We start from the raw sequence: 19,824 nt of genomic DNA on the forward strand, positions 1-19,824 counted from the left end.
CGTCCAGTGCCCACGGATTCAGCCGGGCGTTGATCTGGAGTCGTCCTGTTGGTCCGGCCCGGCCGCGGTCTCGTCGGTTATCGCCTTCAGCGCTCGTCGCAGTTGCGCGTAGGCGGGCTCGCCGATCGTGCCGGCGTGCCGGCGCTCGATGTCGGCGATGATCTCATCCGCGTGACGTTGCTCGTCGAGCCCGCGTTCGGTCGGCACCACGAGCTTCGCGCGGCGATCGGCCGGATCAGGCCGGCGCTCCACATAACCGAGCGCCTCCAGCTCGTCGACCAGCCGGCCGACGATCTGCTTGTGCCGGCCCGAGAGCCGCGCCAGCTCCGTCGCGCGGACGCCGCCCGCGTCGAGGTAGGCCAGGATCGCCCCGTGGCGCGGGCTCACCTCGCCGTGCCCCCTCTCCGCGAGCCGCGCGAAGACCTCCCGCTGCAACGAGAACAACAACCGCGCGGCGAGGATCCCCAGGTCGGGATCCTGCGTGATCATCCGGCTGCGTTCGCCTTCGGGAGCGTGCGTCACGCCCGTATAGTACCACTCTGTGCTAGTCACATCTTGTGATAGTCACATATCGGGACTATCGTGCATCCGAGACCCTGACCCGCACGGGCAGGGAACCCTTCGCGAAAGGACGGACGATGAGCCGCACAGTCCTCATCACCGGGGCGACCGGCAGCGTGTCGAGCGGACTGCTCGATGCCCTCCAAGGCTCCGCCCTCGCCCTCCGGGCGCTGGTCCGCGACCGGTCCAAGGCCGGCGCGCTGGAACGACGCGGCGTCGAGGTCGTCGTCGGGGACCTGGGCGACCCCAGCACACTGCCGCCCGCCTTCAAGGGGGTCAACGACCTGTGGCTGCTGACCGCGATGGACCCCCGAGCGCCCGAGAACAGCATGAACGCGGTGTGGGCCGCCCGCCAGGCCGGCGTGGAACGAGTCGTGCGCCTGTCGGCGATCGGCGCCGCCTACGACGCTCCCACCCGCAACGGGCGCCTGCACGCCCTGTCCGACCACGAACTGCAGGCGTCCGGCCTGCGCTGGACGATCCTGCGCCCGCACGCCTTCATGCAGAACCTGCTCTGGCAGGCCGGCCGCATCGCCCACGACGCGACCTTCTCCCTCAACATGGCGCACGGCCGGCTCGGCATGATCGACCTGCGTGACGTCGCCGACGTCGCCGCCCAGATCCTGCGCGCGGAGCCAGAACGCCACCACGGCAGGATCTACACGCCGTCCGGGCCCGAGACGCTGTCCTACGCCGAGGCGGCCGAACAACTCGGGCAGGTGCTCGGCAGGACGATCCACTACGTCGCCGCCGGCGCGGAAGACGCCCACGCCGGCATGGTCGCCGGCGGCATCCCCCACTGGCTCGCCGGCATGCTCGTCGAGTACGGGCAGGCGCTCGGCTCCGGCTTCGGCGACTTCACGACGACCGATGTCGAGGAAGTCGTCGGCCGCCCGCCCCGGCGCTTCGCCGACTTCGCCCGCGACCACGTGGCGGCGTTCGCCGCGTAGCGCGCCCAGGTGATCACGGGGCCCGCTGCGCGGCCTGCTTCACGTGAGCTCTGCCAGCACGGCTGCCACGGCGTCGTACGAGTCCCCGACCCCGCCGGGGTTGCCGAGACGGTGGCGCTCCAGCCGGACGGCCCCGAGGTGGCGAATCTCATAGATCAGCGACCGCCACACCGCCGCGGGGTACGCAGCCCTTCGGCGGCAGGAACGCCGTCGAGCAGGGTCTGCACCATGTAGTCCCTGCCGACGAACTCGTGCGTCCAGTCGGCCGCGATGACGCGTGGCATCAACGGGGCGATCTTCGCGAGGTGGGGCACCGTGGCGTACTCGTTGCGCATGAGCTCCCGCTCGGAGACGAACCGTGCGTGTGCGGCGTCGATGCCCGTGCGGGGTGCTCGCCGCCGTGGTGGCGCAGCCCTGTTCGGGGAGCCGGCACAGGTCATGGGGTGAGACGTGGCGCGGCTTGGAGGTCGTCATCGGGCGCCGCGGAAAATCGGGTGACATTTTGTGGCACTTGTCGGAATGTTGGGCGCGGTCGATGAGTTTTGTCGGTGGCGCAGGTCAATCTGTGTATGACCACAACTTCTTGTGAGACCCGAGGCTGGGATGCCAGCCGCGACGATGTCACTCCCGACAACCCCGATCGAGGTATCGTGCCCGGCCCACTGCTCGACTCACCCGCCACCTCCGCGACCGCCGTCAAGGGTCGCACCCCGCCCGTGATCCGGCTGCTGGTGCTGGCCACGTTCGTGGTCATCCTCAACGAGACGATCATGATCAACGCGATCCCGCAGTTGATGAGCGCGTTGCACATCACCGAGCAGACCGCGCAGTGGCTTTCGACCGCCTTCATGCTGACCATGGCCGCGGTGATCCCGATCACCGGATGGTTCCTGCAGCGGGTGTCCACCCGCAGCGCCTATACCGTCGCGATGGGCCTGTTCCTGGCCGGCACGGCGCTGGCCGCCGTCGCGCCGTCGTTCGAGGTGCTGCTTGCCGCCCGCATCATCCAGGCGTCCGGGACGGCCGTGATGATGCCGCTGCTGATGACCACGTTGATGCAGGTGGTGCCCGAGGAGGATAGGGGCCGGGTGATGGGCAACGTCAGCCTGGCCATCTCGGTGGCGCCCGCGATGGGCCCGACGGTCTCCGGGGTGATCCTCCAGTTCGGGTCGTGGCGGCTGCTGTTCGCCGTGGTGCTCCCCATCGCCGCCGTGGTCACGTGGAGCGGGTTGAGGCAGCTCAAGAACGTCGGGGAGCCCCGGTTCGGCACCGTCGACTGGCTGAGCGTGGTGACCGCGGCCGCGGGCTTCGGCGGGCTGGTCTACGGGCTCAGCCGGTTCGAGGGCGGTGACGTGCGCGTCGCGGCCGCGATCGTGGTCGCGGGCCTGGCGTCCATCGCCGTGTTCGTCGTCCGGCAGCTGTCGTTGCAGAAGCGGGGCGTGCCGCTGCTCGACCTGCGCACCCTGCGCCACCGCACCTACACGGTCGCACTGATCATGATGTCGGTGTCGTTCATGGCGATGCTCGGCTCGATGATCCTGCTGCCGCTCTACCTCCAGAACGTCCGCCAGCTCAGCGCCCTGGAGACCGGGCTTCTCGTCATGCCGGGCGGCCTGGCGATGGGGCTGCTCGGTCCGACCGTCGGCCGTCTGTTCGACCGGTTCGGCGGCCGGGTCCTGGTCATCCCCGGCGCGGTCGGGATCATGTTCGCGCTCATCGGCTTCACCCAGGTCACGATGACCATGCCGATCTGGCAGCTCCTCGGCCTGCACGCGCTGTTGATGGTGAGCCTGGCCGCGACCTTCACCCCGGTGTTCACCCTCGGCCTCGGCGCGGTTCCGCCGTCGCTCTACTCCCACGCCAGCTCGATCCTGAGCACGCTGCAGCAGGTCGCCGCCGCCATGGGGACCGCGCTTGTGATCACCGTGATGAGCGCGCGTGCCGAGGCCCTGCGGTCCGAGGGGGTCACGGAGGTGCTCGCCAACCTCGGCGGCATGCGGCTGGCCTTCATCATCGGCGCGGTGCTGTCCGTGCTCGTGGTGGTCACCGCCCTGCTTCTCCCGGCCCGAGCCGAGGCCCGAGACGAGGCCCGAGACGACAACGCCGGCGAGATCGAGGAGCCCAGCCGATCGCAGGCCTGAGCCGGGTGCCGGCCTGTTCCGCTGGCGTCCGGAGCGCCGTTACGACGTCGTCTTTTCGGGTTCTGGCTGTCGCACGTTCTGCCGGAACGTTTCGTGTCCTTCTGGTCGCTGGTGGCCGACTGCCTGAAGCCGGACGGGCGGGTGTTCTTCGTCGACGACAGTTACCGGACCGCCGACGAGCTGATCGAGGGCGAGCAGTCCGTGACCATCCAGCGCCGGCTCATGGACGGGACCGCCTACCTCTGGGCCGCTGTTCTGGGGAGCGGGAAAGCGGGCCTGACACCAGGAGAACTGTGCCGTCCGGGGAACCCGACGGGGTGACGCGCGGGGCGGGGCGTTCTTCGCGGGTACGCGGCGCGTCAGCGTTCGACCTGCGCGAGAAAGATCCGCCACGTCGACTTGGTGATGTCGGCGGCCTCGGCGCAGATCTCCTGTGCCTCGGCGCGTAGCGGCGGCGGGGGTGGTCAGACGGCCAGCGCGTCCAGGAGTGACTGCAGGCGGGCGGTCTCGCGGTCGGGGCGGACGAGGGTGAAGATGCTGCGGCTGGTGTTCAGCCATGGCACGTCGGCGACCACGATGTCCCGGCCGTGATCGCGCAGCGCGAGGTCGGGGACGAGCGCCGCGCCCAGCCCCGCCTCGGCCATGGCCAGTGTGATCTTGAAGTCGTCGGAGTGGCAGGTCACCCTCGGATGCAACCGCCAGCGCGCGAACACGCCGTCGAAGAAGGACGCGTCGCTGCTCGCCGGATGGTGCACGATCCACGGCAGGTCGACGAACTGCTCCACCCGGTACGGCGCCAGGTCGGGCCAGCCGCGCGGCAGGACGACCTTGTAGCGGTCCTCGGCGACCCACCGCCGGCCCAGCGATGACGGCCACGACAGGCCGGAGTTGCCCACCTGGTAGACGATGGCCGCGTCCAGTTCGCCGCCTGCGCCCAGGCGCGGGATGAGTTGTGAGGGTTCGGCCACGGAGAGCCGGATGGCGGCGCGGTCGGCGGGCTCCATGTCGCGCAGGACGCCGGTCAGCACGTCGGCGAAGCTCGGGAAGATGCCCAGGCGGATCTGCCGCTCGCTGTTCCTGTGCACCTCCTGGACGGTGGAGATCATGCGCTCTATGTCGATGAGCACGACCTCCGCGTGCCTGGCCAGCACCTCGGCGGCGCTGGTGGGCAGCACGCTGTGGGCGAAGCGCTCGAACAGCGTCACGCCCATCTCCCGCTCCAGGGCGGCCATCTGCTGGGAGACGGCGGAGGGGGTGTACCCGAGCCGGTTGGCGGCGGCCGCGAACGATCCCCGCTGCACGACCTCACGGAGAGTGCGCAGGTGCTCCGGCTTCAGCATCAGCAGCCCTTACCCTCAGAAGCGCTAAATGTCGTGTTTGTAGCACTTCCACCTGCAATTAGCTACTCCTACAGTGAGGCCCATCACATTTCCGACCCGCTGAGAGTCCCATGAGCATCCGCGTGTACCGCAACGCCGCCATCCGCACCGGAGCCGGCGAGAACCCGTTGGCCCAGGCCATGGCCGTGAAGGGCCAGACGTTGCTGGCCGTCGGCAGCGAGGCGGACGTGCGCGGGGCGGCGGGGCCGGGTGCGGAGCTGATCGACCTGGAGGGCGCCGCCGTCCTGCCCGGCCTCTACGACGCCCACATCCACACCGCCCAGTACGCCCTGAGCCTGGACGCGGTCGACCTGCGCGACGTGCGCTCCCTGGACGAGGCCCTGGCCAGGGTGGCCGCGCACGCCGCCCGGCTGCGACCGGGCGCCTGGTTGTTCGGCGGCCGCTGGAACAGCAACACCTGGGACCCGCCCGTCCAGCCGGACAGGTACGCCCTGGACTCGGTCTGCCCCAGCCTGCCGGTCGCGCTGCCCAGCGTCGACGGCCACACGGTCTGGGCCAACTCCGCGGCCCTGCGCCTGGTCGGCATCGACGCCGGCACCCCCGACCCGGTTGGCGGCGAGATCGTCAGGGACGCCGACGGGGAGCCGACCGGCATCCTGCGCGAGTCGGCGTCGTACCCGCTGCGCCACCTCATGGTCTCCGCCGACCTGACCGACCGGCTCCGCGCCGCCCAGGAGGAACTGCTCGGGCTCGGCCTGACCAGCGTGCACGACATCGACGGCGAGGACTGCCGGGCGGCCTACCTGGAGCTGCGCGAGACAGGCCGGCTGAAGCTGCGCGTGCACAAGGCGATCCCGGCGACCCACCTGGAGGCCGCCATCGAGGAGGGGCGCCGCACCGGGCAGGGCGACGACTGGATCCGCACGGGACCAGTGAAGATCTTCAGCGACGGCGCGCTCGGCTCGCACACCTGCCACATGAGCGAACCCTTCGCCGGCGATCAGGGCAACGCCGGCATCGCGGTCACGCCGTACGACGACCTCGTCAAGCTGTTCGGCAGGGCCGCGGGCGCAGGCATCGCGGTGGCCACGCACGCGATCGGCGACCGGGCCAACCGCCTGGTCATCGACGCCTACGAGGCCATCGGCCGCACGCCCGGCCTGCGGCACCGCATCGAGCACGCCCAGCACCTGCGGCCCGCGGACCTGGCGAGGATGGCCCGGCTGGGCATCGCCGCCTCCATGCAGCCCGTGCACTGCACCAGCGACATCGACCTGGTCGACTCGCTGCTGGCCGGTCACGGGGTGGCGTCCTACGCCTGGCGCGGGATGCTGAACGTCGGCGTCGCCCTGGCCTTCGGCTCCGACGCCCCCGTGGAGCATCCCAACCCGTTCGCCGCACTTCACGCCGCCGCCACCCGTACCCGCCCCGACGGCACGCCACCCGGCGGCTGGCAGCCCGAGCAGCGGCTGAGCATGGCCGAGGCCATCACCGCTCACACCCTGGGCGCGGCCTACGCGGCGGGCGAGGAAGAGCGCAAGGGCACGCTCGCACCCGGCAAGCTCGCCGACTTCATCGCGGTGGACACCGACCCCTACCGGGAGTCACCGGACGCGGTGCTGCGCACCAAGGTCATGACCACCGTCGTCGGCGGCGAAGTCCGCTGGCAGCGAAGCTGAAGGAGAACCCCCCAGTGAACACCCGGATCCGTACGTTGCTCGCTGCTGGTGCGCTGCTCGTCGCCGCCACGGCCTGCGGCGCCGAGCCCCTCGACTCCGGCGCGGAGGCCGAGCAGTCGGCCGCGCCCGTCGTGCTCGACCAGGCCCCCGCCGAGGACAAGGCGGCCGACGTGATCAACGCGATCACCCCGGACCAGGCGCTCGCCGCCAAGGTGCCCGCCCGGCTGAAGACCGACGGGTTGAAGGTCGTCTCCTCCCTCGGCTACCCGCCGATGGAGTTGTACGCCTCCGACGGCAAGACCGCGATCGGGCTCGACCCCTCGCTGACCCGGGCCATCGCGAGGAAGCTCGGCGTCAAGGTGACCATCACCGACGAGGAGTTCAACTCGCAGATCCCCGGCGTGCTCACCGGCCGCTACGACTTCGTCATCTCCTCGATGACCGACAACGCCGAACGCCAGGGCAAGCTCTCGTTCGTCGACTACGTACGGGCGGGCGCGGGACTCCTGGTCAAGAAGGGCAACCCGGCGGGCATCTCGGGGCCTGACGACCTGTGCGGCGAGACGGTCTCCGTCGTCGACAACGGCTCCTCGCTCGCGCTGGCCGAACAGTACGACGCCGACTGCGAGAAGGCCGGCAAGGGCGGCCTGACCATCCTGAAGTTCCCCGGCGACCAGGAGGCCCTGCTCCAGGTCGGCGGCGGTCGCGCGCAGGCCAGCATCACCGACTACGTGGTGACGACCTACAAGGCCGCCGACCCCAAGCTCGGCGTGGAGGGGATCGCGCTCGAAGGCACGGAGAGCCTGTGGGGCATCGGCATGAAGCCGGACGACAAGGAGTTGATCGAGTCCGTCAAGGGCGCACTGAACTCCCTCATTGAGAGCGGCGAGTACGGCAAGGTGCTCAAGGCGTGGAACCTGGAGAAGCTGGCCGTCGAGTCCGCCACGGTCAACGGCGGTAAGTGACCGTGCGGACCGAGCCGATCCCCGACGGGACGGGCACCCCCGTACCCGTCGCGCGCACCCTGCACTGGGGCCGCTGGGTGGGCGCCGCCGCCGCGCTGGCGGTCGCGGGCTGGCTGGCCTACCTGGTCGTCGTCAACCCTCGCCTCGACTGGAGCAAGGTCGCCGAATATCTGCTCGACGACCGCATCCTGGCCGGGGTCTGGGTCACCATCGAGATCTCGGTGGTGGCGACGGTTCTCGGGCTGGTGCTGGGCGTGCTGATCGCGATCATGCGGCTGTCGTACAACCCGGTGCTGAGCGGGCTGGCCGGCGGCTACATCTGGTTCTTCCGCGGCACGCCCGTCCTGGTGCAGCTCATCTTCTGGTACAACCTGGCCTACCTGTTCCCCGAGCTGGTGCTGAAGATCCCGTTCACCATGATCGGCCTCAAGTGGGACACCAACGAGGTGATGACCGGCTTCACCTCCGCCATGCTGGGCCTGGGGCTGAACCTGGCGGCCTATTTCGCCGAGACCGTGCGCGCCGGCATCCAGGCCGTCGACAAGGGGCAGACAGAGGCGGCGTACGCACTGGGCATGACCCCCGGCAAGCGGATGCGGGTCATCGTGCTCCCGCAGGCGCTGCGCATCATCATCCCGCCGACGGGCAACGAGTTCATCTCCATGCTGAAGACCACCTCGCTGGTGTACGTGGTCGCCGGGCACGACCTGATGACCAACGCCAGCCAGATCTACAAGGCCAACAACCTGATCATGGAGCTGCTGATCGTGGCGAGCCTGTGGTACATGCTCATGACCGCCGTGGCGACCTACCTGCAGGGGAGGCTGGAGCGCCGGTTCGGTTCCGACGCCGTACGTCTTGTCCGCGGCGGCGGCCTGGCGGCCAGGGTCCTGCCGAAGGCGGCGGCGTGACCGCGCCGGGGACGCAGGTTGTGCAGGCCACCGGCGTCCGGATGAGCTACGGCGACGTGCAGGTGCTCAACGGCGTGGACTTCACCGTGTCCGCGGGCGAGGTGAGCTGTGTCATCGGCCCGTCGGGGTCAGGCAAGTCCACGTTCCTGCGCTGCGTCAACGGTCTCGAGCCGGTGCTCGGCGGCAGCCTGCGGGTGCTCGGGGAGGAGGTCGGCCACACCCTGCGCGACGGCAGGTACCACCCCTGGACGCCCAAGGAGTTCGCCGCCTTCCGACGGAACATCGGCATGGTGTTCCAGCGCTTCAACCTGTTCGCCCACCAGAGTGCGCTGGAGAACGTGGCCTGCGGGCCCGTCCACGTGCTGGGCAGCCCGGCGGACAAGGCGCGAGGGCTGGCGATGGAGCACCTGGAGCGGGTGGGACTGGCCGACCACGCTCACAAGCGACCCCACCAGCTCTCGGGCGGCCAGCAGCAGCGGGTGGCCATCGCCAGGGCGCTGGCGATGAACCCGGCGCTGATGTTGTTCGACGAGCCGACGTCCGCCCTGGACCCGGAGCTGGTGGACGAGGTTCTGGAGGTCATGAAGGGGCTGGCCGCCGACGGGATGACGATGGTCGTGGTGACCCACGAGATCGCCTTCGCCAGGGAGGTCGGCGACTGGCTGACCTTCTTCGACGACGGCGTGGCCGTCGAGCGGGGCCGGCCCGGCGAGCTCGTGGCCGCTCCGGGCCAGGCGCGTACCAGAGCGTTCCTGTCCAGCGTGCTCGGCCCCAAGGAGGGCCTACGGTAGAGGGCGTCCGTCTGCACAGCGTCATGACCGTTTTAAGAGACGGCTATTTTTCTGCATAGAGATAAATGGCGGGCCGTGCGCGGACAAGGCCTTTTTTGTTCGTGCAGGGCCAGGGCGCAGACCTTGACACGGCGAATCTTCTAGAGGTTTTCTGGAGATATCGGCATTACGCCGCACGCGGGGTAGCGCCGTGAAAAGAATCCCGATCTTTTACGGGGATGTCCATGGCAACGTACGCGTACCGCTGTCTGGATTGCGGGCAATTCGAGGTGCGCCTGCCGATAGGGACCGCCGAGGCGGTCCGTGAGTGTCCGGTGTGCCGCTCTCCGGCCCGCCGCTTCTTCACCGTCCCGAACCTCACCCGGCTTTCCCCGGCGACGTCCGCCGCCCTGACCCGAGAGGAGCAGAGCAGGGAAGCGCCCGAGGTGGTCACGCGCGTGCCTCCGGGGCGGCGGTGGCAACCGCCGTCGCACCCGGCACTGTCGCGTCTTCCTCGGCCTTGAAACAGCCAGCAGACGTCGCGTTCGCCGGCGGCGTGGCATCCGGCGGACGCGACCACCCGTACTGACACGAGGAGGTGCCGGATATGGGAGCCGTCGGACTGCTTTACGTAGGGGCGGTACTCTTCCTCAACGGTCTGATGCTCCTGGGAAAGGTCGAACCGAAAGCGGCCGGAGTGTTCAACCTGTTCGTCGGAGCGCTGCAGGTGATCACGCCCACCGTGCTGGTCATCCTCAATCCCGCCGACGCGGCCGTGGTGCTCGGCGCGTCGGGCATCTACCTGTTCGGATTCACCTATCTCTATGTGGGCATCAACCTGCTCGGCGGCTTCGACAGCACAGGGGTCGGCTATTTCTCGCTCTTCGTGGCCGTCATGGCGCTCGGCTATTCCTTCGCCAACTTCCGGATCCTCGGCGATCCCGCCTTCGGCGTCATCTGGCTCTACTGGTCGTTCCTGTGGGCGCTGTTCTTCGTGCTGCTCGGACTGAAACGTACGCGGATCACGAGGTACACCGGCTGGGTCACGGCGATCCAGGGCTGGGTCACGGCGGCGATCCCCGCCTACATGACCCTGGCCGGCTACTGGCGCGACACCAGGCTCTTCGCGATCATCCTCGCCGTGTTCGGCGTGGTGGTGTTCGCCGGCCTGTGGCCGCTGACGCGGCACGGGGAGCCGGCCGGCGCGGCGCCCGACGAGGCGGAGGAGCGGTCGAGGCCGGAGGGCGAGCGCCGGCATCGCCCGCGATGGACCTGACGGAGCCCGCCGAGGCGGAAGAGAGGTGAGGCCCACGCCCAGCCAGGAAGGAGCCATCCGCGAGAAGAAGGGCATGCATCATGCCGAAGGTAATCTTCAAGATCGACCAGTCGAAGCCGATGCGCGACCAGGAGGTCCCGGGGCACAACCGCTGGCACCCGGACATTCCGGTGGTGGAGATGGTACGCCCCGGAGACGAGTTCCGGATGGAATGCCGGGAATGGACCGACGCCCAGATCGGCAACAACGACTCCGCGAACGACGTACGCGATGTCGACCTGACCCTCGCGCACATGCTGAGCGGGCCCATCGGGGTGGAGGGCGCCGAACCCGGAGACCTGCTCGTCGTGGACATCCTCGACCTCGGCCCGGTTCCCCAGCAGGTAGGGGAGGCGCCAGGACAGGGATGGGGGTACACCGGCGTCTTCGCCAAGGCGAACGGCGGCGGATTCCTGACCGACTACTTCCCCGACGCCTACAAGGCGATCTGGGATTTCCACGGTCAGGTCGCGACCTCCCGCCACCTGCCGGGGGTTCGCTTCACCGGCATCACCCACCCGGGACTGTTCGGCACGGCGCCATCGGCCGACCTGCTGAGCAGCTGGAACCGCCGGGAGCAGACGCTCATCGACACCGACCCGCAGCGCGTTCCGCCGCTCGGCCTGCCACCGCTGAGCGACAACGTCGTGGCCGGCACGGCGACCGGCGACGTGGCCCAGCGGATCGCCGCCGAAGGAGCGCGTACCGTGCCCGCCAGGGAGAACGGCGGCAACCACGACATCAAGAACTTCACCCGCGGAGCCCGGGTCTTCTACCCGGTCCACGTGCCCGACGCCAAGCTGTCGGGAGGTGACCTGCACTTCAGCCAGGGTGACGGGGAGATCACCTTCTGCGGGGCGATCGAGATGGGAGGTTACATCGACTTCCACGTCGACCTCATCAAGGGCGGCATGGAGAAGTACGGGGTCACCACCAATCCGCTCTTCATGCCGGGAAACGTGGAGCCGAGATATTCGGAGTTCCTGTCGTTCATCGGCATCTCGGTGGACCACGACACCGACACCAACTACTACCTCGACGCGACGGTGGCCTACCGCAGGGCCTGCCTCAACGCCGTCGAGTATCTCAAGAGGTGGGGTTACAGCGGCGAACAGGCCTATCTGCTCCTCGGCGCGGCACCGATCGAGGGGCGGGTCAGCGGGATCGTCGACATCCCGAACGCGTGCTGCTCGCTCTACCTGCCCACCGCGATCTTCGACTTCGACGTACGCCCGAACGCGAAAGGACCCGCCAGCCAGGATCGCGGGAAGTGCGCCGTGACGAGTTGACCGCCATGACGCGCGGGGGTGGCCTCCGGGATATCGCCCGGGGGCCGCTCCTTAATAATGCGGCAAAAATCGTACAAAGATTTCCCCGCATGGTGGCGGCCTGCCTCCGCCTGCGCCACGCGGCCGGATCGGCCGACGTGGAGGGCATTTCTCCTTCACGTGGACCGTTGCGAAGAAGGTCAACCCGGTGACTCTGCCACGGAAAGTCCGGTAAAAGGCGCGTTATCCTTCGGCGTATCCCCCAGAACAGTTGTGAGCGCTCTGCGCTGTGAAAGGTTGATCAATGCAAGACGACGCCGTGTGGGTCCGAGGCGTTACCGGCATTCAGTTGCACCACACCACCGACCTCCAGGACGCCACACGATTCCTGAGCAACGCGGCGATGGCGCTGCGGGCCGCGCACGTGCGCACCGGGGACGACCAGTATTCCGCCATCGCCGCACAGCTCAGCACCATGGTGGAAGAGACGCGGACGCTGGAGGGCGCGGCGCGCGCACGCATGCAAGGGCTGCACGCGTCCGACCCCGAGCGGTTCGTACGCTGCCGCGAAGGGCACGAGCCGTGGCCCGACGAGATCCAGGCGGGCTTCGTGCCGCGGCACACCTGCAGAGACCAGTGCCTCTACCACGACCACGACGTTCTCGACGCCATCATGCAGTGCACCTGCGGCCAGCCCCCGTGCCGCGCCTGCGCCATCGGCGGCGCTCCGTAGAAGCGGCGGCGGTCCGCTGACGCGCGAGCGGGCCCGCACAGGTTGAACGTGACCGTGAGGGATGCTTGCCTCGCCCACCGGTCTCATGAATATCGCTGCCGCCGCCGGGGGGCGTGCTGGTAGGGGTGTAGGCATGATCTTTATGACGCGGACGGTCAGAGTCGTCGTGCTGGCTCTGCTGGCCATCCCGATCACCGCTGTCCTCGCGACCCCGCATGCGGCGGCGGATGCCCGCAAGCGATCCCAGGCCGAGGCCGGCGCGCTCGCCCGCAAGATGCTGGCCCAGCTGAAGGTGTCCAAGCCCTTATCGATCCGCGGCTACAGCCACCGCCGCTTCCAGCCCCGATGGGAGAAGCACAAGGGCAGGTGCAACACTCGTGAGGTGGTTCTGGCGCGTGACGGCCGGCGCGTGCGCAAGAACGCGGCCTGCCATCCGGTCAAGGGTGTCTGGTACAGCCCGTACGACGGCAAGAAGCTGAAGAGCGAGAGGCTGGTCGACGTCGACCACGTCGTGCCGCTGGCGTACGCGTGGCGTTCGGGGGCGAGCAGGTGGAGCCCGGCGCGCAGGCGCGCGTTCGCCAACGACCTCAAGCGGCCCGAACTCGTCACGGTCAGCCACTCCGCCAACATCGCCAAGGGCGCCAAGGGCCCGCAGAGTTGGCGCCCGTCGCGCCGCGCCCACTGGTGCCGTTATGCCGTTTCCTGGATCACCGTGAAGCGCCACTACCGGCTTTTCGTCACGCGGAACGAGAAGGTGGCCCTGCTCAACATGCTCCGTAAGTGTTAATGCGGAAAAGGTGCGGGTGATGTGACACGAGGTGCGGATTGTGGCGAGGGTGCAGTTTGCCAACGGGTGTAGGCCGCACACCGACATCGCCACAATCCGCGGCTCTCGTGGGAATGGATTACCACCAGTCCCAGTCGTCGCCCCAGGGGCCGCCCCAGCCGCCCCACCAGCGCCTACGACGGCAACGACGGCGACGCCACCAACGGCGCCTACGGCCGCAGCCTCCTCCGTGCTGGAAGTCGAACGTCATTGTTCCTCCCCCGTTGATCGCATTCCTTAATTCGGACGCTAGCACTCATATCGCCATATTTCGGGGCATATCCGGCAATTTCAGGGATGCTTGACGGTGAATTCACTACGTAAAGGCCGCCGATCTCGCGTGGCCTGGGGGAGCCGCATGAACACCTGACCCGCCCTCTCAGGCGGAAGCGCGCCGCATGATCTCCTGTTCGGTGAGCGGGTCGGCAGGATGGTGACTCAGGCACTGAGGAGTGCGGACCAGCGTCTCGGGGATGCCGTCGCTCGCGGTGTAGAACTGCCCGACCTCCAGCCGCCCGACCCGGTCGGCCCGGCCGCCGCGGGCCCTGGCCAGCGTCTGGACCACGGAGATCTGCGTCGGGCTGTTCATCCTGCCGATGAACTGGGTGGTGGCGTTGCCGGCGATCTGGTTGTGCAGGCCGCGCGGCGCCTGCGTGGCGAAGACGAGGCCGAGGCCGTACTTACGGGCCTGCGACGCGAGGGTCAGCGTGCTGGCCAGCGCCTCGGTCCTGGGAGTGGCGGGCACGAGGGCCTGGGCCTCGTCCATCACGTACAGGCCGTTCAGCGGGCGGCCGCGCGCCGGGTTCCGCTTGATCCAGGAGAACAGGGCCATCTGGAGCTGGCCGACGAACCCGGGCCTCGCGTCCTCTTTAGCCCGATGAAGCTGATGACCGACACGCGGGCCCGTTTGCCCGCCGACGGGGTCAGCAGCTGCTCGGGGTCGGCCGGCTCGCCGTTGCCGGCGAAGAGCGGGTCGTTGATCGTCGCGGCGGTCAGGAGCTGCCCCAGCTCGGCGGCGATCTGGTCCGCCCGGTCGATCTGACTGACCTCCATCGGCAGGTCGGCGAGCATGCCCAGGAACGCGGTGAAGTCGCCGCCGCCCGAGCGCGCGAAGTGCTCGAGCGCCTGGCGGAGCACGGCCTTGCCCTTGCGCGCTGCTGAGGAGTTCGGTGCCGCTCGCCGGACGCCGGGCCCGCAACCACGTGTCGAACTCCGGATCCTGATCGGCGGCCATCCGGCGCAGCGCCTCGAACACGCGCAGGTCGTCACCGTGCAGCGTGAGCGCCTTCCCGCCGCAGTCCTTGAGGTGAGCCACCCTGGCCTGGGTCGCGGGACCGTCCGACCACGCCTGGTTGCGCAGCACGACGAAACACCGGTCGGGCGTCTCAGGGCCGATCCCCGACGCCTTGATGCCGTCGTTCAGCCGTTTGAGCGCCGCGATCGGATGCGGTGCCCCGATCATCCGGAACGTCCAGTGCCGCTGCTCCTCCGAGTCGGGGTCGAGTTCCTGGCGCAGCCGAGCGTGGAGGTTCGGCCTGCGGCCAGGCGGCGGGTCGACGGAGAAGGGGCGGCCGGACTCGCCCTGCTCCGTGATCCACGCGTTGAGTCCGGCGGCGAGCAGCGGGGGAGCGAGCTCGTCCTCGTGGTCGGGATCGTACGCGTCCGAGGTCTCCGCCTGCTCGCGCAGGCCGGCGAAGCGGGCGTCGAGCCGCGCGAGGTCCGTCTCGGAGACGGCGGGCGCGGCGCCGGCGACGGGCGCGACCGGGTGCTCCCCGGCGAGCGATCGTGCCGCGGTGTCCCCGGCGAGCGGCCGGCCCGGGTGGTTCCCGGTGGAGGAGGCGGCCGGGTGGTCCTGGTGGAAGCGCTCCAGCAGCGTGACCTTGCCCTCCACCCGGCACGTCTCGACGTGCGCGCTGATGCGCCGGAGCAGGGTCCTCGGCGTGAGACCCGGCGCGGTCGCGAACGCGGCCGGCGCGATCGGCCAGACAGGATCGGGCGGCGTGCCGCCCGCGTTCTCGAAGGCGACGGCGAAACGCCGTTCGACCAGGGTGCGGGCGAGGTCGGCGCTCGCGAGCGTGGTGAGGATGAGCGACGTCCTGAAGCGGTCCTGCACCGTGCCGATGGCTCGCTCCTTGATCAGGTTCCAGGATCTGGTCCACCGCGATGACGCTGGGGCCGGTCAGCGCGAGGATCGTGGACAGCTCGATCGCGATGTCGTGATGGGTCTTGCTCCCCTTGCCCATGCCCCACGCCTGGCGATCACCTTCCTCGGCCTCCCCCGTCGACGTCAGGTGATGGGAAGGTACGGGCCGAAATGGTCGGCGACGATATCCGCGATCGCCTCGGCGTCACGGGAGCCGTCGACCTCGAGCACGCGGATGCCGAGCCGGCGGGCGCCGCGGACGGCGTCGTCCGCGACCAGCTGGTCCCGGGCGAGGCGGTTGGCCTGCGCGCGGGCCGGGTCGCTGACGGCCTGGCCGAGCGCGCCGGCCCGGGGCAGCGTACGCACCTGGTGCCGGCGAAACTCGGGCGCGGGAACCATGACGATCATGCGCTGTGGAGAGTCGAGGAGGGGCGAGACGAGTTCGGGGCGGAGCCCCCAGCCTTCGGCGATGACGGGGCGCCCGGAGACGAGCCCGCGCAGGTCGTCGAGCGCCCAGGCGAACCGGTCAGGAAATCCGGCCAGGGTCGCCTTCGCCATGTCCTCCGGAGTGGTGTCGACCCACATGGCGTCGAGGTCGGGTTCGGTGACGGGCTCGCCGAGAGCGACGCGGCGGGCGATCCGGCGATCATTGTGGCCGCGGGCGTCGTGGTAGTCGTAGTGGTAGGCGGTGACGCCGTGTCGTGCGGCCAGGATCCGGGCCACGGTCGACTTGCCGGCCCACTGACCACCCCCGATCCACAACGCGCGACGCAACGTGCCGAAGGGGTCCCACGCTTCTTGCTCGGCCACCTGACATCCTCCTGAGTCCTCGAACCGTGCCGGTCCAAAGTCTCCACCGTCACGGCGCCGCGCGACGAGCCGTCCACCGGGGACGGCCGCGCATACGTGTTCGTCGCCCGCCGGCGGGCGTGACGGCTCCGTGTCACAGGTCGGCGGCGATGATCCGCTCGATGTTGCGCTCGGCGAGCGCGGTGATGGTGACGAACGGGTTGACGGTCGTGTTGCCCGGGATCAGCGCCCCGTCGATGACGTACAGGCCGGGATGCCCGTGCAGGCGGCCGTAGTTGTCCGTGGCCCTGTTGAGGACCGCGCCCCCGAGCGGGTGGTACGTGAGGTGGTCGCCCCAGATCTTGTACACGCCGAACAGGTCGGTACGGTAGATCGTCCCCTCCCTGGCGTTGATCCTGTCGAAGATCGTCTTGGCCATGTCGATGGAGGGCTGCTTCCACGCGGTCTGCCAGTCGAGCTCCACCCTGCCCGCCGCCCCGTTCCAGGTGAACTGCGCGCGGTGCGGATTATTGGTGATCGACAGGTAGAAGGACGCCCACGTCTCGATGCCGGTGGGCAGCGGTGCGACCTCCGCGAACGCGCCCCCGGCCGACCAGTTGTCGATGCCGCAGCAGGGGATGGCCGACTGGAGACTGCCGGTCGGGTCCCAGAGATGATTGGCCCGGCCGCACATGACGTTGCCGTTGTCGCCCCAGCCCTTGCCGATCTCGCCGTTCAGGCCGGGTAGGACGCCGGTGGCCTTCAGCCGTACCAGGAGTTTGCTGGTGCCGACGCTGCCGGCGGCGAAGAACACCTTGTCGGCGGTCACCGTCTTGGTCGCGGTGACGCCGCCGGCGGTGTCGAGCTGCTCGATGACGGCGGTGTACGCGCCGCCGGACCCCGGGGCGACCGAGGCGACCCGGTGCAGCGGGGAGATCGACACCCTGCCGGTGGCCGTGGCCTGGGCGAGATAGGTCCGCTGCAGCGACTTCTTGCCGTGGTTGTTGCCGTAGAGGATCTCGCCGGCCAGCGCGGACTTGGGCACGGTGCCGGCCGCCTCCTGCCGCATGTAGTCCCAGTCGTACACGTCGGGCACGAACACGAACGGGAACGACGAGCGCTGGGCGTGCTTGCGGCCCACGCGCGAATACTGGTAGCAGTCGGCCGACTCGAACCAGCCGGGGTCGATGGTGGCGACGCCGAGCCCGGCGTTGGCCCGCGGATAGTAGGTGGCGTACATCTCGTCGGGATTCACCGAGGGCAGCACGGCGGCGAAGTTCGCGCGTTTGGGCACGACCGCCATGCCGCCGTTGACGAGCGAGCCCCCGCCGACGCCGCGGCCCTGGTAGACCGTGATGCCGCCGAACTCCTCGGCGTCCAGGATGCCTGTGTAGCGGGGAATGTCCCGGTCGATGGGGAAGCCGAGGAAGTTGCTGAGCGGCGCCTTCGTCCTGGTCCGCAGCCAGTACGAGCGGTAGTCGGGCTCCCGCGTGTTGCAGAAGATCTTGCCGTCGGTTCCCGGGGTGTCCCAGGCCATGCCCATCTCGACCATGTGCACGTCGACGCCCGCCTGGGCGAGGCGGAGCGCGGCCACCGACCCGCCGTAGCCGGTGCCGATCACCAGGACGGCGACGCGGGCGCCGTCGGCGATCGGGGCGGACGCGGCGGCCGGCCGCGCGTGGACGCCCAGGGCGGCCAGCCCCAGGGCGGAGCCGGTCCCGGCGATGAATCCGCGGCGGGAGACGCTGGCACGGGCAGGCGGGTGTTCGTCCATGGATCCTCGCTGGGTGGGGTGCGACGAGGGCGGGTGGTGCTGGTCATCGGCCGGGGGCGGGGGTGCGGCCGCTGGGCAGGGTGCACACGGTGTCGAGCCCGAGGACGTGGTTGAGGCGGCCGAACGCCAGCCAGGAGCCCAGGCACATGGTCAGCTCCACGATCTCCAGCTGGCTGTAGTGCGCGGTCATCCGCGTCCAGAACGCGTCGTCGAGGCCGTGGTGGTCGAGGGCGTAACGTTCGGCGTACTCGGCGGCCAGGCGGGTGCGCTCGTCGAAGGCGGCGGTGGTGCGCCACTCGCTGACCGCGTCGGCGAACGACTCCTCGACCTTCTCCCCGTCCCGTTCCGTCCGCCAGTCGAGGCAGAAGGCACATCCGTTGAGCTGCGCGATCCGCAACCGCGCGGCCTCGAACTCGCGCAGCCCCAGGGTCGTGTGGGCGTAGACCGCCAGCGAGAACTTCGTGGCGGCCATCCCGATGCCGGGCACCATCTCGCCCCACACGTACTCGATGGCGTCCTTGCCCTCCGGAATGTCGATCTTCACGGCCGTCTCCTTCCCAGCTTGCCGGCGGGGGCGGGCCGCAGCGGCACGTCGAGCGCGTCGTAGAGCCCGGGTTCGGCGGCCACGAGCCAGTCGATGGCGCCCACCAGCCGGCCGGCCGCGGTGGCGTTGCCGCCGGCGGAGCGGTTGCCGTCCTCGTCGGTGGCCTCGATCGTGACCTCGATGCGCGGGCGGCCCTCGATGATCACGCGGTGCGCCCCGACGCCGTCGGGCGCGACCGGCCAGTCCGGCGCGCAGGAGGGGTGGATGCGGGTGACGTGCTCGACGACGATGCGGGGCACGCCGTCGACGACGCCCTGCACCTCGAAACGGACCGCCCCCTGGGTGCCCGTCTCGAAGTCGCCCATGGATCTGGTGGTCACCGTCGTGTCGAGAGGGCGCCGGTCCAGGGTCTCGCGGATCTCGTCGAGCTCGACGCCGAGTGCCCTGGCCATGAGCCGTACCTGTCCGCCCCACACCATGGACGGCACGGTGGGCGCGATCATCGGCGGCTCGTAGTCCAGGGGATGGCCCATGCCGACCAGGTGGCGGACGGCGTCGGGCTGGTCGTAGGTGGAGTAGTCGAAGATCTCCTGGCAGCGGATCGCGTCGACGGTGGTGGCGAGCCCGCTGAGGAGCAGCGGCAGCACGTCGTTGCCCCAGCCGGGGTCGACGCCGGAGACGAACAGCGAGCCTCCTCCGCCGGCGATGGCGGCCAGCACGGGCTCGCGCAACTCCGGCGGCGCGTTGCGCTGGTCGTAGAGGGCGTACAGGGACGGGGTGACGACCACGGCGCCGGCCCGGACGGCCCGGACGATGTCGGCCAGGGCGTCGTCGGGCCGGAGGTCGCCGGAGGCCGCGTAGACCACGGCCCTGGGGCGGGCCGCCAGCACGGCGTCGACGTCGCCGGTCGCCGTGACGCCCAGATCGTGGCCGAGTCCGGCGAGGTCGCCCGCGTCACAGCCGATCTTGGCGGGGTCGTGGACGAGCACGGCCGCGAGCTTGAGCGTCGGGTGGGCCTCGACGGCCCGGATGGCGGCGCGGCCGATGTTGCCGGTGCCCCAGACGATCGTGGACGTCATGGGCGGAGCGTAGCAAGCGCTTGGTTAAGTGTATAG

The 19,824-nt window shown here is 69.7% G+C and carries 20 protein-coding genes; 11 read left to right on the forward strand and 9 right to left on the reverse strand.

From position 1 onward, the window contains the following. Positions 1–18 precede the first annotated feature (18 nt). The gene (locus tag ABGB01_RS37080) at positions 19–522 is read right to left on the reverse strand and encodes a MarR family transcriptional regulator (RefSeq protein ID WP_347778244.1); all 504 of its coding nucleotides are present in this window, start codon (positions 520–522) and stop codon (positions 19–21) included. 116 nt (positions 523–638) lie between these two features. On the opposite strand from ABGB01_RS37080, the gene ABGB01_RS37085 reads away from it, so the two are divergent. Next, complete coding sequence (locus ABGB01_RS37085) at positions 639–1,511, forward strand: SDR family oxidoreductase (RefSeq protein WP_347778245.1); 873 nt, start codon at positions 639–641, stop codon at positions 1,509–1,511. 39 nt (positions 1,512–1,550) lie between these two features. On the opposite strand, the gene ABGB01_RS37090 is transcribed toward ABGB01_RS37085, so the two are convergent. Both ABGB01_RS37090 and ABGB01_RS37095 read right to left on the reverse strand, forming a co-directional pair. Next, on the reverse strand, positions 1,551–1,682 hold the full coding sequence (locus ABGB01_RS37090) for a hypothetical protein (protein WP_347778246.1): 132 nt from the start codon (positions 1,680–1,682) through the stop codon (positions 1,551–1,553). After that, a complete protein-coding gene (locus tag ABGB01_RS37095) occupies positions 1,667–1,846 on the reverse strand; it encodes a hypothetical protein (RefSeq protein WP_347778247.1) in 180 nt (59 codons plus the stop codon). The genes ABGB01_RS37090 and ABGB01_RS37095 overlap by 16 nt, the downstream gene beginning before the upstream one ends. A 315-nt stretch (positions 1,847–2,161) precedes the next feature. Between ABGB01_RS37095 and ABGB01_RS37100 the strand changes: the two genes are divergently transcribed. Both ABGB01_RS37100 and ABGB01_RS37105 read left to right on the forward strand, forming a co-directional pair. Continuing rightward, positions 2,162–3,652 (forward strand): MDR family MFS transporter, encoded by a 1,491-nt coding sequence (locus ABGB01_RS37100; protein WP_347778248.1) that lies wholly within the window; start codon positions 2,162–2,164, stop codon positions 3,650–3,652. A gap of 93 nt (positions 3,653–3,745) precedes the next feature. Further along, entirely contained in the window at positions 3,746–3,973 is a 228-nt protein-coding gene (locus ABGB01_RS37105; protein WP_347778249.1) for a hypothetical protein, read from the forward strand. A 143-nt stretch (positions 3,974–4,116) separates the two neighbouring features. On the opposite strand, the gene ABGB01_RS37110 is transcribed toward ABGB01_RS37105, so the two are convergent. After that, positions 4,117–4,992 (reverse strand): LysR family transcriptional regulator, encoded by an 876-nt coding sequence (locus ABGB01_RS37110; protein ID WP_347778250.1) that lies wholly within the window; start codon positions 4,990–4,992, stop codon positions 4,117–4,119. A 110-nt stretch (positions 4,993–5,102) separates the two neighbouring features. Here ABGB01_RS37110 and ABGB01_RS37115 point away from each other — a divergent pair, with 110 nt between their 5' ends. The 8 genes from ABGB01_RS37115 to ABGB01_RS37150 all read left to right on the forward strand — a co-directional run bounded on the left by ABGB01_RS37115 (position 5,103) and on the right by ABGB01_RS37150 (position 13,420). Next, positions 5,103–6,671 carry an amidohydrolase gene (locus ABGB01_RS37115; protein ID WP_347778251.1) on the forward strand — a complete coding sequence of 523 codons (1,569 nt, stop codon included), beginning with the start codon at positions 5,103–5,105 and terminating at the stop codon, positions 6,669–6,671. A gap of 14 nt (positions 6,672–6,685) precedes the next feature. Beyond that, a complete protein-coding gene (locus ABGB01_RS37120) occupies positions 6,686–7,636 on the forward strand; it encodes an ABC transporter substrate-binding protein (protein ID WP_347778252.1) in 951 nt (316 codons plus the stop codon). Beyond that, complete coding sequence (locus tag ABGB01_RS37125) at positions 7,633–8,547, forward strand: amino acid ABC transporter permease (protein WP_347778253.1); 915 nt, start codon at positions 7,633–7,635, stop codon at positions 8,545–8,547. Before ABGB01_RS37120 ends, ABGB01_RS37125 begins: the two co-directional genes overlap by 4 nt. Positions 8,548–8,588: 41 nt before the next feature. Beyond that, a complete protein-coding gene (locus tag ABGB01_RS37130; protein WP_347778329.1) occupies positions 8,589–9,338 on the forward strand; it encodes an amino acid ABC transporter ATP-binding protein in 750 nt (249 codons plus the stop codon). A 586-nt stretch (positions 9,339–9,924) separates the two neighbouring features. Beyond that, the gene (locus tag ABGB01_RS37135; RefSeq protein ID WP_347778254.1) at positions 9,925–10,593 is read left to right on the forward strand and encodes an AmiS/UreI family transporter; all 669 of its coding nucleotides are present in this window, start codon (positions 9,925–9,927) and stop codon (positions 10,591–10,593) included. Positions 10,594–10,673: 80 nt separating this feature from the next. Further along, entirely contained in the window at positions 10,674–11,921 is a 1,248-nt protein-coding gene (gene fmdA, locus ABGB01_RS37140) for a formamidase (protein WP_347778255.1), read from the forward strand. Between the two features lie 283 nt (positions 11,922–12,204). Then, positions 12,205–12,633: a hypothetical protein gene (locus ABGB01_RS37145; protein WP_347778256.1), complete on the forward strand. Its 429-nt coding sequence runs from the start codon at positions 12,205–12,207 to the stop codon at positions 12,631–12,633. 133 nt (positions 12,634–12,766) lie between these two features. Further along, positions 12,767–13,420 (forward strand): HNH endonuclease family protein, encoded by a 654-nt coding sequence (locus ABGB01_RS37150; RefSeq protein ID WP_347778257.1) that lies wholly within the window; start codon positions 12,767–12,769, stop codon positions 13,418–13,420. Between the two features lie 418 nt (positions 13,421–13,838). On the opposite strand, the gene ABGB01_RS37155 is transcribed toward ABGB01_RS37150, so the two are convergent. The 5 genes from ABGB01_RS37155 to ABGB01_RS37175 form a co-directional block, all read right to left on the reverse strand. Further along, the gene (locus ABGB01_RS37155; RefSeq protein WP_347778258.1) at positions 13,839–15,572 is read right to left on the reverse strand and encodes a hypothetical protein; all 1,734 of its coding nucleotides are present in this window, start codon (positions 15,570–15,572) and stop codon (positions 13,839–13,841) included. Between the two features lie 174 nt (positions 15,573–15,746). Continuing rightward, positions 15,747–16,412: a hypothetical protein gene (locus tag ABGB01_RS37160; protein ID WP_347778259.1), complete on the reverse strand. Its 666-nt coding sequence runs from the start codon at positions 16,410–16,412 to the stop codon at positions 15,747–15,749. Positions 16,413–16,545: 133 nt separating this feature from the next. Next, complete coding sequence (locus ABGB01_RS37165) at positions 16,546–18,165, reverse strand: GMC oxidoreductase (RefSeq protein ID WP_347778260.1); 1,620 nt, start codon at positions 18,163–18,165, stop codon at positions 16,546–16,548. 43 nt (positions 18,166–18,208) lie between these two features. Further along, complete coding sequence (locus ABGB01_RS37170; protein WP_347778261.1) at positions 18,209–18,709, reverse strand: carboxymuconolactone decarboxylase family protein; 501 nt, start codon at positions 18,707–18,709, stop codon at positions 18,209–18,211. After that, on the reverse strand, positions 18,706–19,788 hold the full coding sequence (locus ABGB01_RS37175; RefSeq protein ID WP_347778262.1) for a dihydrodipicolinate reductase: 1,083 nt from the start codon (positions 19,786–19,788) through the stop codon (positions 18,706–18,708). The genes ABGB01_RS37170 and ABGB01_RS37175 overlap by 4 nt, the downstream gene beginning before the upstream one ends. Positions 19,789–19,824: the final 36 nt, after the last annotated feature.

It is taken from the genome of Nonomuraea sp. B5E05, assembly GCF_039880665.1.
GTDB lineage: Bacteria > Actinomycetota > Actinomycetes > Streptosporangiales > Streptosporangiaceae > Nonomuraea.